Source organism: Halomonas alkalicola (assembly GCF_030704205.1).
GTDB classification, from domain to species: Bacteria; Pseudomonadota; Gammaproteobacteria; order Pseudomonadales; family Halomonadaceae; genus Halomonas; species Halomonas alkalicola.
Genome location: NZ_CP131913.1, coordinates 3424332 through 3437261, shown reverse-complemented (window position 1 = coordinate 3437261; position 12930 = coordinate 3424332). Strand labels below are relative to the sequence as shown.

The following is a 12930-nucleotide window of genomic DNA, read 5'->3' as shown; positions in this document are numbered from 1 at the left end:
AAGCGGATTAAATGGTTGATCTTACCTTTGCATGAGAGTGAGACAGACCGGCATCTCATCGGATTATCTGGTTGATGCTTCACCTACTGCTGGTGCATGTTTCCTTCGCTAATTCCAGCAAGAACCCCACACGCCTCAACTTCCCGGTCATCGTTGCAACTCGCTCTCAGTGAAACGAGTTGTTTCTCAAGCGCTTGCAGAGCGGTTATCTGCGACCGCACATGAGAGATGTGATCATCGAGCAAGGCGTTGACGGCGGTACAAGGCTGATGAGGGTCGTCCTGATAGCTCTGTAGTTCGTGAATCTCAGCCAGTGACAGGCCCAGGATTCTGCAGCGACGGATGAAGGCCAGCCCCTCACCATGCTTCTCGGTATAGACACGGTAACCGTTGTCCTGCCGATCAGGCGGCGGCAACAAGCCCTGCTGTTCATAGAAGCGGATCGTCTGTGTTTCGACCGAGTTATTGTCAAATCCTGTGTACGGCAGGTCAGGCGGCAGTCCTGTCTGACTGATCGGTCAAGGGTTCGCCGTCCTTGAACTGGACGTTGTTCACGACCAGCTCCAGCTTGTTGAACCCCTTGATCCGCTTCCAGCGCTTCTGGGCGCTCTGAAGCAGCTTGAAGACCATCGCCAGGGTCGTCGCTCTGGAGCCGCAGTTCCGGCTGCGCTTGCTCCGCAGGCGGACCGTGGCGAAGGTCGATTCGATCGGGTTGGTGGTGGTGCGGATATGCACCCAGTGTTCTGCCGGGTAGTCATAGAACGCCAGCAGCTCCTCCCGATCCTTGGCCAGGCACTCCATGGCTCTGGGGTACTTGGCCTCGAAGCGTTTCACCGTGCGATCGAAAGCCTTGTGCGCCTCATCGCGGGTCTCGGCCATCCAGATCTCATGGAGGTCGGCCTTGACCTTGGGCTGCACGGATTTAGGCAGTTTATTCAATACGTTGGCAGTCTTGTGGACCCAGCAGCGCTGGTGCTCGGTCTCTGGATAGACCTTGCTCAACGCCGCCCAGAAGCCCATGGCGCCGTCGCCAACCGCTAGCTTGGGGGCCGTCGTCAGCCCGCGCTCGCGTAGCCCCGTGAGCAGCTCTTTCCAGCTGGCCTCTGACTCACGCTGCCCATCCTCGACGACGACCAACTCCTTGCGGCCCTGCTCGGTGACGCCGATGATCACCAGCAGACACAGACGGTCATCCAAGCGCACGTTGCTGTACACGCCGTCTGCCACCAGTAGACGTAACGCTGGTCTGCCAGGTCACGCTTTTGCCAGTCGGCATGCTCGTCCTCCCACTGCTTCTTGAGGCGAGACACGGTGTTGGCCGACAGTCCCTTGGCCTGGTCGCCCAGCAACGCCGCCAGCGCCTCCTGATAGTCGCCGGTGGAGACCCCCTTCAGGTAGAGCCAGGGGATCAGCTCCTCAATGCTGCGGGCCCGCTTCAGATAGGGCGGCAGCAGCGCGCTGCTGAAGGTGATCCCGTCACCGCTGCGGTCACGGACCCGGGGGACCTTGACCGCAACGTCGCCGATGCCAGTCTGTACCGTTCGTTCGGGAAGATAGCCGTTGCGCACCACGGCTCGACGGCCGTCTTCCAGCGTCTTGTCGGCATATAGCTCCAAGAACGTACTCAACTCCGCCTCCACGGCCTTGGCGATCAGGTCTCGGGCCCCTTTGCGCAGCAACTCATGCAACGGATCAGTAGCGCCGGCGTCTGGCTGCGTCACGGCTTGGAGAGTAGAATTGCTCATGGCGTATCCATCCTATGCTGGTTGTGATCTGGCGTGATCAATCAGCAGGATACGCCACCCTCTCTACTTCCCTCCATACACAAGACTTGAGCTTAACTCGCTACCGGAGATGGTGGACGGATTCCGTATGACACTGCGGCTGCATGAGTACGTGGAGAAGGAATCCTTCAACCTCCCCTACACCTTTGTGGCGGCACAGACCGGCCTGGACGAGAAGACGGTGCGCGACATCTTCAACGCCCGCGCCGAGTTCCTGGGGCGCTGGCACCGCTTCGAGACGCCCCGCATCCTGGGCATTGACGAGCTATACCTGAACAAGCGCTACCGCTGCATTCTGACCAACATTGAGGAGCGAACCCTGCTCGACCTGCTGGCCACCCGCCGCCAGGACGTGGTGACCAACTACCTGATGAAGCTGAAAGACCGGCAGAAGGTCGAGATCGTCAGCATGGACATGTGGACCCCCTACCGGGCAGCAGTCAAGGCTGTGCTGCCCCAGGCCCGTATCGTGGTCGATAAGTTCCATGTGGTGCGCATGGCCAACGATGCCCTAGCAGCCTGTCGGTCTTTCCGTTGCACCGTGAGATACTGACCACCGTCATCGCCGAGCTGAGAAGATCGCCATGAGCCGCTTCATCCCTGTGGATCGCCAGACCGATTACCTGCTGCCGCCTTCGGTAGACGAGTGGTTGCCCGATGGTCACCTGGCGCGGTTCGTTGTCGATGTTGTCGAACAACTGGACCTCTCGACGTTGACCCGGCGTTACATGGGGCGGGGTTCCAAGGCACATCACCCGGCGGTGCTACTGAGCCTGCTGATCTACGGCTACGCCACCGGGGTGGTCTCCAGCCGCAAGATCGAGCGTGCCACCTATGACTCGGTGGCGTTCCGCTACCTGGCCGCCAATACCCATCCCGACCATGACACGCTGGCCACCTTTCGCCGCCGCTTTCTGCCGGAACTGGAACAGTTGTTCGTACAGGTGCTGCTGCTGGCCCGCGAGATGAAGCTGCTCAAGCTTGGCACCATCGCCCTGGACGGCACCAAGCTCAAGGCCAACGCCAGCAAGCACAAGGCGTTGTCGTATGGCCATGCCAAGAAGCTGGAGGCACAGTTCAGGGCAGAGGTGAAAGCGCTGACCGATCGGGCCGAGTCGGCGGACAAGGAGGACGCGGCCGACGGCATGGATATCCCCGCCGAGATTGCCCGCCGTGAAGCCCGCCTGGCGGCCATCGCTGAGGCGAAGGCCAAGATCGAGGCGCGCGCCGAGGAGCGGGACGCCACCGAGCAAGCCGCCTATCAGGAAAAGGTGGCGCGGCGGGAGGCGCAGCGCAAGGCCGGCAAGAAGCCCCGTGGGCGTGACCCCGAACCGCCCACTGGTGGCCCGCGTGACAAGGATCAGATCAATTTCACCGACCCGCAGTCGCGCATCATGCCGGTCACCGGCAAGGGGTTTGATCAGTGCTACAACGCCAAGCCGCGGTTGATACCGAGAGTCTGCTGGTGACCCATGTCCACGTCACGCAGGCGACCAATGACAAGCAGCAAGTCATGCCGCTACTGACGGCCTGGCAAGGTTACCCGGAAACGCTGGGAAAACCTGACCACCTGCTGGGTGATACCGGCTACTTCAGTGCCAGCAATATCCAGGCCTGCCATGACCATGGTATCGAACCGCTGTTGGCGATGAAGCGAGACGTCCATCACCTTCCGGTCTTTGAACGTTTCGCCGCGGATCCGCCTGCCCCGGAGAGCGAGGACCCCGTCGAACAGATGGCACACCGCTTGAAGACGCAGGCGGGCCGAGCGCTCTACGCATTGCGCAAACATACCGTGGAGCCGGTCTTCGGGATCATCAAACACGTGATGGGGTTCCGGCAGTTCTCGCTACGCGGACTGGATAAGGTCAGCGGCGAGTGGCGATTGGCCACCATGGCGTGGAATATCAAGCGGATGCACCGGTTGACGGCGGGGCTGAGGGCTCGCCGCGCCCAACCGGCCAGCAGGCAAGGCGTCAGAACCGCCTTGCAGAAGCTGAGGGGCAGGTTAAGAGCCACACAACAGCACCAACACCAACACCAACACAGGGGGGGGTGAAGAACCCACGCCTCAGCTCATCCATTAACCTCAAGTCCGACAGACTGCTAGAGAGAGTGCGCAAGGGCCTCAGAAAGGAGCTGAAACCGTCCCAGAGCCGGACTCTCAAGGGAGACCGGAAAATCCTGCTGAAACGCGCTCACGAAGTCTCAGACCGGGAGCGCCTCATCATGGAGACCTGGACAGGCGCGTTCCCGCAACTGCTGGCCGCCTACGAGCACAAGGAGCGCTTCTACGGCATCTGGGACGCCACCACACGGCTCCAGGCAGAAGCCGCCCTGGACGAGTGGATAGCCACCATCCCGAAGGGCCAAAAGGAAGTCTGGAGCGATCTGGTCAGGGCAGTGGGAAACTGGCGCGAAGAGACCATGACCTACTTCGAGACGGACATGCCCGTCACCAACGCTTACACGGAGTCCATCAACCGACTGGCCAAGGACAAGAACCGTGAAGGGCGCGGTTACTCCTTCGAGGTGATGCGGGCACGAATGCTCTACACCACGAAGCACAAGAAGAAGGCACCGACTGCGAAGGTCTCTCCTTTCTACAAGAAAACCATCGGTTACGGACTGCCGGACTTCGCAGAGGAACTCAACTACGGAGTCGATCTATCAACCATCTGAGGGTGGTATCAGATTGATGGGGTGAAGGTGCCCCATCAACCATTAAATCCGTATACCCACTATTTTCTGCTCCTCGACCAGGGCATCGAAACGGCCATCCGGCGGCAGCGGCACCACCTCGGCGCCGGCGCGCTCCAGCCGCCCCGCCACCTCGTCCAGGGCCTGGCGCACCTCGGGGGAGAGCGTCTCGTCGCCGGGCAGGCTGCGCAGCCCCACCCGCACCCCGGCCAGGCTCGCCAGCGCTGGAATCGCCGGGGCCCGGGTCAGCGCCGAGAAGGTGGTGCAGATGTCGTCGATGCGGCGGGCGAACCAGCCCAGGGTGTCCAGCGAGGGCGAGAAGGCCTTGATGCCGGCGGGGCTGATCAGGTCGAAGGTGGGCTTGAAGCCGAAGACGCCGCAGAAGCTGGCCGGGCGGATGATGCTGCCAGCGGTCTGGGTGCCGAAGGCGAGCGGCACCATGCCGTCCGCCACCGCCGCGGCGGAGCCGCTCGAGGAGCCACCGGGGGTGAGTTCGGGGTCGAGGGGATTGCGGGTGCGCCCCGGGGTGAAGTAGGCAAGCTCGGTGGAGACGGTCTTGCCCATGATCAGCGCGCCCTGTTCGCGCAAGAGGCTCACCAGGGCCGCATCCATCAGGGCGCCGGGGCTGTGCAGGTAGTCGGTGCCCCAGCCGATCGGCATGTCGCGGGTGTCGATGATGTCCTTGATGCCCACCGGCACCCCGGCGAGGGGCCCGCCGGCCACGGGCGGCGGCGGGGGCGCATCGGCCAGGTGCTGCCAGGCCAGCACCTGGGGTTCGCGGGCGGCGATGCGCTCGCGGCTGGCGTGCCACCAGTCGAGCGGCTGGCTCTCGCCGCTCGCCAGGCGGGTGCGAAAGGTATCGATGGTGACGTCGTCATATGCCGGCACTTGGCTCTCCTCTCCTGCTGGATGGCGGGCGGCGGGTGCTACACCCGCCGCCATCGGTCAGCCTTCAGGGTAGTGGAGCCCCGCCGTTGACGGGGAGCCGGCCGTTCGATGGCCTTCCAGCGCTACTGGCGCGCCTCTCCCTGGCCGCTCTTCCTGCCGGAAAGCACCGCCGGCAGGAAGAGGCGCAGCGGCTCGCGGCGGATCTCCTCCCAGACGCCGGCCAGCAGCACGCCCGGCTCGATCCGGCAGGCGCGCGAGCGTAGCGCCACCATCAGCGCCAGGGAAAAGCTGACCCAGAGATTGACGAAGCCGATCATCATCACGAACAGCAAGCCGATCAGGAAGAGTCCCACGCCCTGGAAGTCGCTGAAGCTGGCGTAGCCGAGGTTGGCGGAGGAGAAGGCCACGTGGCGGATATCCAGCGGCAGGCCCAGCAGATGGCCCAGGTAGCCGGTCATGCCCAGCAGCACGCCGAACAGGAAGTTGCCGGCAAGCGCCCCGTAGTTCTCGTGCAGATAGTGGGCGAGGCGCTGGCGTCGCGCCGGAGAGAGGCGCTGGAGGGCGGGATGGCCCATGAGCCGTCGCCCCAGCTGGATATGGTCGGCGCGGTTGTCGAAGAAGCCGGCGATGATCCCGGAGCAGAACAGCCAGACGCCGGCGATCGCCGCGTAGAGCAGGGCCAGGCTCTGGACCGGCGAGATGGCCCTGAGCTGGTAGGCGATCTGGTCGCTGGCCAACAGGGCGCTACCGCTGACCGCCATGGCCGCCGAGGTGATCACCAGGGCGGTGGCCAGCGCCGCGCAGACGTTGCCCCACACGGCCGCCCACTGGGAGCGATTCACGTCAAGCAGCAGCCTGCCCAGCTTGCGGCTGACGGATCGGCCGCGGCGATTGCGCTCCACCTCGGCGGCGAAGCTCGCCGCCGTCATGGCGGGCTGCTTGGTGGCGATGGTGAAGTGCAGCAGGTGGACCAGCACGAAGCCCAGGCCGTAGTTGAGGCTCACCAGCAGGGCCTGGGGCAGCGGCGAGAGCCCCCAGGATTCGATGGTGATCTTGATCAGCGCCATCACGGCGATGATCACCCCGGCCCCGGCGGCGGTGGCCAGCAGGCCCAGGTAGCTGCGCATGTCCCGGGAGATATAGCGCTCGCCGTGGTCGCTCTTGTTCTGGGTGATGCTGCGCGACATCATCCGGGTGCTTTTCTTCCATACCGCGCGCAGGCTGCCCTTCTCCGCGGTCGCCAGCAACAGCTCCCGCCACAGCGCGAGGCCGCTGCGGGTGCAGGCGATCCGCGGCTGCGGGCTGGTCAGCAGGATCAGTCGCTCGATGCGCTTCAGGGTGTCTTTGAGCCGTTCGATCAGGTAGGAGGCATTGACCGAGGAGCCCAGGCTGCCGGCCCCGCGCCGACGAAAGCGGGCCACCTGGTCGTTGCACTGCTCGAGCATCACCCAGAGGTGGTCGATGGCCGGATAGTCGTCCCTTCGCGTCTCCCCCGCCGCCGTGTCCCGGAACTCCACGAAGGCGTGGACCTCCCGCTGCAGGGCGATGAAGGGGGAGTCGATGCGGGTCAGCCGCTCGTCGATGCGCATCAGCTCGGGATCTAGCTCCTCCGCCGCCACCCAGATGGCCAGCATCTCCAGGGCATAGAGGCACTCCTCCTGCAGGTGCACGCGGACCCGGCGGCGGGTGTCGTCATCCAGGGCGGCCAGCAGCACGCGGCCGAGGCGCAGCCAGCCATGGGCCGGCAGGGCCTCGAGCCAGGGCTTGTCATGGCGGGTGATCAGGCTTGCCAGCAGGTCGCTGGAGTCGTCCAGGTCCACCGGCGGCGGGTTCAGCCGATCATAGAGCCGGGTGGACATCTCGCTGAACAGCCCTTCCCGCGAGAGGATCCCCAGCCGTACCAGCGACGGGTAGATCTCGAGCTCGGAGAACCGCCCGAGGATGCCCTCGGCCAGGATGCGGGCCAGCTCCGGGTCGTCGTCCAGCGCCTGCATCAGCGCCTCGAGGCGCTCGCCGACCCGCTCGGGTTCGCCGGCACGCAGCCAGCCGAACAGGGCGTCCAGGCAGGCCTCCAGGGGGTTCTCCCCTGTCAGGGAGGCCAGGGCGTTATCCAGGTGGGAAGTCGCGGTCATGCTGGCGGGAATCCTTGTGGGTCAGGATCGGGGCGACACATGATGCCTCGCCCACGCCCCCTGAACCAGCGCGACGACAGGAAAGTCGACAATAAAAAAAGCGGCGGGGAGCCCCCGCCGCCAAGCCACCGATCGTCCTGGAAGTCGAACTTCCTTGCGACCGAGAGAGTGCTAGATCTCGAAGCCCAGGCCGAAATCCTCGGCGCTGATCGCCATCAGCGACTCGGCGCCGGCCTCGATAGCGGCCTTGTGGGTGCGGGTACGGGGCACCAGGCGCTGGAAGAAGAAGCGTGCGGTATCGAGCTTGGCACGGTAGAAGGCGGCCTCATCGCTGCCCTCGGCGAGTGCCAGGCGGGCCTGCTTCGCGGCGCGGGCAAACAGGTAGGCCAGGGTCACGTAGCCCGAGTACATCAGGTAGTCGACGCTGGCCGCGCCCACCTCCTCGCGGTCGGACATGGCCTTCATGCCGATGCTCATGGTCAGCTCGCCCCACTCGGCGTTGAGCTTGGCCAGCGGGCGCACGAATTCGGCCAGCTCGCTCGAGCCCTCCTCGGCCTGGCAGAACTTGTGGATCTCCTTGGTGAAGACCTTGAGGCTCTCGCCCTGGCTCATCAGCACCTTGCGGCCGAGCAGGTCGAGGGCCTGGATGCCGGTGGTGCCCTCGTAGAGACGGGTGATGCGAGCATCGCGCACCAGCTGCTCCATGCCCCACTCCTGGATAAAGCCGTGGCCGCCGAAGACCTGCACGCCCTCGTTGGTGGCCTCGAAACCCACCTCGGTGAGGAACGCCTTGACGATGGGGGTCAGAAGGCCCAGCAGGGTCTCGGCGCGCTCGCGCTCGAGGGCATCGCTGCCGTGTTCGACGATATCGATCATCTGGGCGGTGTAGAGGGTCAGCATCCGGCCGCCCTCGGCGAAGGCCTTCTGGGTCAGCAGCATGCGACGCACGTCCGGGTGGACGATGATCGGGTCGGCGGCCTTCTCCGGCGCCTTGGGCCCGGAGAGCGCGCGCATCTGCAGGCGGTCGCGGGCGTAGGCCAGGGCGTTCTGGAAGCTCGCCTCGGTGAGGCCGAGGCCCTGGATGCCGACACCGATGCGGGCCGCGTTCATCATGGTGAACATGCAGGCCAGGCCCTTGTTGGGCGCGCCCACCAGGAAGCCCTTGGCCCCATCGAAGTTCATCACGCAGGTGGCGTTGCCGTGGATGCCCATCTTGTGCTCCAGCGAGCCACACACCACCCCATTGCGCTCGCCCGGCTCCCCCGCCTCATTGGGAAGATATTTCGGCACCACAAAGAGCGAGATGCCCTTGGAGCCCTCCGGGGCGTCGGGCAGCTTGGCCAGCACCAGGTGAACGATGTTCTCGGGCAGGTCGTGCTCGCCGGCAGAGATAAAGATCTTGGTGCCGGTGATCGCGTAGGCGCCGTCATCGGTGGGCAGGGCGCGGGTCTTGATCAGGCCCAGGTCGGTGCCACAATGGGGCTCGGTGAGGCACATGGTGCCGGTCCAGGTGCCTTCCACCAGCTTGGTCAGGTAGGTGGCCCGCTGCTCATCGGTGCCGTGGTGACGCAGGGCGTCGGCGGCGCCGTGGGAGAGCCCCGGGTACATGCCCCAGGCCAGGTTGGTGGCGCAGATCATCTCCGAGAGGACCATGGCCAGGGAGTGCGGCAACCCCTGGCCACCGTGCTCGGGATCGGCGGCGAGGCTCGGCCACCCCCCCTCCACGTACTGGGCATAGGCTTCCTTGAAGCCCTTGGGCGCCTTGACCTCACCGCCCTCCAGCCGACAGCCCTCCTGGTCGCCGCTCTGATTCAGCGGCAGCAGCACCTCGCGGGCGAAGCGAGCGCCCTCCTCGAGAATCGCCGCCACCACGTCGGGGCTGGCCTCCTCGCCGCCGGGCAGGCGGGCGTAATGGGCCGGGTAGTCCAGCATCTCGTCCATCACGAAGCGGATATCGCGCAGGGGGGCCTGATAGTCGGGCATCTCGATCTCTCCAGTTCCACGGCCGGGCCACGTGGGGCACCGAGTCATAGGGACGCGAAGGCGGCGGCGGCCGCTTTCAAACATGCGTTTGAAATTAGCCGCCACCGCCTCGAGAGTCAAGCGTTCGTTTGATTTCTCTTCTACTGCATGCGGATACCGCCGTCGAGGCGGATCACCTCACCGTTGAGCATCACGTTGGTGATGATCTGCTCGGCCAGGCGGGCGAACTCCTCGGGCCGGCCGAGCCGCTTGGGGAAGGGCACGGCGGCGGCCAGGGCCTGAGCCGCCTCGTCGGGGATCTCGCTCATCATCGGGGTCTCGAACACCCCGGGGGCGATGGCCATCACCCGCACGCCGTGGCGCGAGAGCTCCCGGGCCGCGGGCAGGCTCATGCCCACCACGCCGGCCTTGGAGGCGCTGTAGGCGCACTGCCCCACCTGGCCGTCCATGGCGGCGATGGAGGCGACGTTGATGATCACCCCGCGCTCGCCCTCCTCGCCCGGCGCATTCTTCGCCATGGCGGCGGCGGCCAGGCGCATCACGTTGAAGGTGCCCACCAGGTTGATGTTGATGGTGCGGGCGTAGGCGTCCAGATCGGCGGGGTTGCCCTCGCGGTCGACCAGCTTGGCCACGCTGACTACGCCGGCGCAGTGCACCACACCGGCGAGGCCGCGGCCGCCGCTGAGTTCGACGGCGGCGTCCACGGCGGCCTGGATGTCGTCACCGGAGGTGACATCGCCGCGCACCGCCCGGGCGGCGTCGCCCAGGCGCTCGGCGTGGGCCTTTACGGCGTCGGAGAGGTCGCAGAGCACCACCCGGCCGCCCGCGACGACCAGACGCTCGGCGGTGGCCGCCCCCAGCCCGGAGGCGGCACCGGTGATCAGAAAGGTATTGTCCTTGACGTGCATATCGGGGTCCTTGGGTTACTTGGCCGGCGCCGCGTCGGCCTTTTCGACGGCATCGGCACGCAGCTTGAAGCGCTGGATCTTGCCGCTCGGGGTCTTGGGCAGCTCATCGACGAACTCGATCACCCGCGGGAAGGCGTGGGTGGAGAGCCGCTCGCGGACCTGCTGGCGGATCTCGTCGGCCAGCTGCTCGCTTGCCTCGAAGCCCTCGCGCAGCACCACGTAGGACTTGATGATCTCGCCGCGGATCTCGTCGGGCTGGCCCACGGCGGCGGACTCGGCCACCGCCGGATGGGTCATCACGCTGTTCTCCACGTCGGTGGGCCCGACCCGGTAGCCGGCGGTGGTGATGATGTCGTCGTCACGGCCGGCGAACTGGAAGGTGCCGTCCTCGTTTCTGATCACCACGTCACCGGTCAGGTAGTAGCCCTCGGCGAAGGGGTGCTTCTCCTGCCAGGTGTAGCCGGCGAAGAAGTGCGCCGGGGAGTTCTTGATGTCCACCGCCAGCACGCCCGGCTCGCCCGGGGGCAGCTCGTTGTACTCAGCGTCGAGGATCGCCAGGCGGTAGCCCGGCATCGGCACGCCCATGGCGCCGACGTGCTTGGGATGGTCGAGGGCGTGGTGGTTGTTGCAGGTCATGCCGGTCTCGGTCTGGCCGTAGTGGTCCATGACCGGGCAGCCCAGGGAGCGCTCCACCCAGGTCACCACCTCGGTGTTGAGCGGCTCGCCGGCGGAGCTCGCGGCGCGCAGCGACAGCGTCTCGTGGGCGTTGTCGAACAGCCCCGAGGCCTTCATCAGGCGATAGGCGGTGGGCGCGGCGGCGAAGTTGGTGATGCGGTGGCGCTTCATGAAGGCGAGTGCCCCTTCGGCGCTGAAGCCCGCCTCGCAGAAGTGGGTGGTCACCCCCAGCAGCAGGGGCCCGGCGATGGCGTAGTAGAGGCCGTAGGCCCAGCCCGGGTCGGCCATGTTCCAGAAGCGGTCGCTCTCGCGCAGGTCCACGGCCAGCTCCATGTAGAGGGCGAAGGCGGTCATGGCGGCCAGCGGCACCGCCACCCCCTTGGGCTTGCCCACGGTGCCGGAGGTGAACATCTGCAGGAAGGGCGCGTCGCGACCCAGGCGCGGCGGATTGGCCGCGATCGGCGAGTGGGCCAGCGCATCGGCCCAGTCCAGGTCGCCTGGGTGGTCGGCGTCCGGGCCACCCACCGCCAGCACCGGCGGGCACTGGGTCAGGCCGTCGAACTTGAAGCGGTTGGCGTGATCGGTGATCACCAGCTTGGTGTCGGCGCGGCCCAGGCGGTAGTCCACGGCATCCGGGCCGAAGGCGGTGAACAGCGGCTGGTAGACGGCGCCGATGCGCCAGGTGGCCAGCACCGCCACCAGCAGCTGCGGGGAGCGCGGCAGCATGCAGGCGATGCGATCGCCCACCCCCAGGCCCTGCTCGGCGAACCAGCCGGCGAGCCGAGCGCTCTCGGCCTCCAGCTCGGCGTAGGTCAGGGTGTTGACGTTGCCCTGGGTGTCCTCCTGGACCAGCGCCAGCACATCGCCGCGGCCGGCGCGCAGGTGGCGCCCGCAGCAGGATTCGAAGGCGTTGGCCTTGCCGTCACGGTGATCGTCCAGGCGGGCGATCATCTCATCGACGGAGAAGGTCTCGAGGTAGGCGCGATAGTCGGGCAGGCTCGCTTGCGGGCTCATGACGGTCCTCATCTGGCGGTTTATGGTTGTTGTAGGCTCTCTGGATAGATTCAGTTAACGTAAGCGTCAACCTATCAAGCGCTAGGTCCAAGCTAGCGACTCCTCGCGAACAGGGCAAGAGCGGGCGTTCGTGAAGCGACTAGACCATGGTCGAGCGAGCCGCCGGAGGGCGGCTCGGGGACGGACGGCGGCGGGCAGGAAAGGGGCGGCGAGGAAAGGGGCGGCGAGGAAAGGGGCGGCGAGGAAAGGGGCGGCGAGGAAGCGCGGTGAGCGGCTCAGGCGGGACGACGGGTGATCATCGCCACCAGCTCGTCGGCCAGGTCGTCGGGGGTGCGAGGCCCTGCGGGGTCGTACCAGCGCACCGTCCAGTTGAGCGCGCCCATCACGAAGCGCGACACCAGGAAGCGGTCGCCGTGGATCAGCCCCTCGGCCAGGGCCTCGTCGATCACCTGCTCCCAGAGCTCCTCGTAGGCGTCACGCAGGTGGCTCAGGTGGGCGCGGGCATCGGGGTCGAGGCGGCGCCACTCGTAGAGCGCTACCACGTGGGCGTTACGGTCTGTGAGCAGGGTCTCCAGGTGGGCGCGCGCCATGGCGTGCAGCCGGGCGTCGGCGCTGCTGTCGCAGCGGGCCAGGGCCTCGCGGGCGATGACCAGGGCATTCTGGGTCCCCTCCTCGATCACCGCCGCGAGGATCTCCTGCTTGTCGCGGAAATGATGGAAGAGGCTGCCGGACTTGATGCCCATCTCCTGGGCCAGCATGCGCACCGTGGTGCGGTCGAAGCCCTCCTGGACGAACAGCTGGGCGGCCTGGCGGGTCAGTTCCTTGCGGCGCGGTGACTCATTCATT

At 66.1% G+C, this 12930-nt stretch carries 7 protein-coding genes and 4 pseudogenes; 3 read left to right on the top strand and 8 right to left on the bottom strand.

Annotated elements, in window-relative coordinates; translation table 11 throughout:
* Positions 1-83: 83 nt before the first annotated feature.
* The gene (cadR, locus tag B6N23_RS16170) at positions 84-488 is read right to left on the bottom strand and encodes a Cd(II)/Pb(II)-responsive transcriptional regulator (RefSeq protein ID WP_305503857.1); all 405 of its coding nucleotides are present in this window, start codon (positions 486-488) and stop codon (positions 84-86) included.
* 1 nt (position 489) lies between these two features.
* Positions 490-1745: pseudogene (locus B6N23_RS16165) on the bottom strand (IS256 family transposase).
* A 100-nt stretch (positions 1746-1845) separates the two neighbouring features.
* Between B6N23_RS16165 and B6N23_RS16160 the strand changes: the two are divergent.
* The 3 pseudogenes from B6N23_RS16160 to B6N23_RS16150 all read left to right on the top strand — a co-directional run.
* Positions 1846-2310, top strand: a pseudogene (locus B6N23_RS16160) (transposase); the annotation flags it as partial.
* 58 nt (positions 2311-2368) lie between these two features.
* A pseudogene (locus B6N23_RS16155) lies at positions 2369-3702 on the top strand (IS1182 family transposase); the annotation flags it as partial.
* A gap of 188 nt (positions 3703-3890) precedes the next feature.
* A pseudogene (locus B6N23_RS16150) lies at positions 3891-4466 on the top strand (ISL3-like element ISPpu12 family transposase); the annotation flags it as partial.
* A gap of 42 nt (positions 4467-4508) precedes the next feature.
* Here B6N23_RS16150 and B6N23_RS16145 read toward each other — a convergent pair.
* The 6 genes from B6N23_RS16145 to B6N23_RS16120 form a co-directional block, all read right to left on the bottom strand.
* Complete coding sequence (locus tag B6N23_RS16145) at positions 4509-5372, bottom strand: amidase family protein (protein ID WP_305500704.1); 864 nt, start codon at positions 5370-5372, stop codon at positions 4509-4511.
* Positions 5373-5494: 122 nt separating this feature from the next.
* Complete coding sequence (locus tag B6N23_RS16140) at positions 5495-7504, bottom strand: site-specific recombinase (RefSeq protein WP_305500702.1); 2010 nt, start codon at positions 7502-7504, stop codon at positions 5495-5497.
* A 171-nt stretch (positions 7505-7675) separates the two neighbouring features.
* Positions 7676-9487 (bottom strand): acyl-CoA dehydrogenase C-terminal domain-containing protein, encoded by a 1812-nt coding sequence (locus B6N23_RS16135; protein WP_305500701.1) that lies wholly within the window; start codon positions 9485-9487, stop codon positions 7676-7678.
* Between the two features lie 140 nt (positions 9488-9627).
* Complete coding sequence (locus B6N23_RS16130) at positions 9628-10395, bottom strand: SDR family NAD(P)-dependent oxidoreductase (RefSeq protein ID WP_305500700.1); 768 nt, start codon at positions 10393-10395, stop codon at positions 9628-9630.
* 15 nt (positions 10396-10410) lie between these two features.
* On the bottom strand, positions 10411-12084 hold the full coding sequence (locus B6N23_RS16125) for an AMP-binding protein (RefSeq protein ID WP_305500698.1): 1674 nt from the start codon (positions 12082-12084) through the stop codon (positions 10411-10413).
* Between the two features lie 275 nt (positions 12085-12359).
* The gene (locus tag B6N23_RS16120) at positions 12360-12929 is read right to left on the bottom strand and encodes a TetR/AcrR family transcriptional regulator (RefSeq protein ID WP_119020487.1); all 570 of its coding nucleotides are present in this window, start codon (positions 12927-12929) and stop codon (positions 12360-12362) included.
* Position 12930 lies beyond the last annotated feature (1 nt).

What these genes read in the sequence shown, in the direction of transcription:
- B6N23_RS16135 (WP_305500701.1), bottom strand. Translation starts at nt 9,487, where the DNA reads ATGCCCGACTATCAGGCCCCCCTGCGCGATATCCGCTTCGTGATGGAC.
- B6N23_RS16130 (WP_305500700.1), bottom strand. Translation starts at nt 10,395, where the DNA reads ATGCACGTCAAGGACAATACCTTTCTGATCACCGGTGCCGCCTCCGGG.
- B6N23_RS16140 (WP_305500702.1), bottom strand. Translation starts at nt 7,504, where the DNA reads ATGACCGCGACTTCCCACCTGGATAACGCCCTGGCCTCCCTGACAGGG.
- B6N23_RS16125 (WP_305500698.1), bottom strand. Translation starts at nt 12,084, where the DNA reads ATGAGCCCGCAAGCGAGCCTGCCCGACTATCGCGCCTACCTCGAGACC.
- B6N23_RS16120 (WP_119020487.1), bottom strand. Translation starts at nt 12,929, where the DNA reads ATGAATGAGTCACCGCGCCGCAAGGAACTGACCCGCCAGGCCGCCCAG.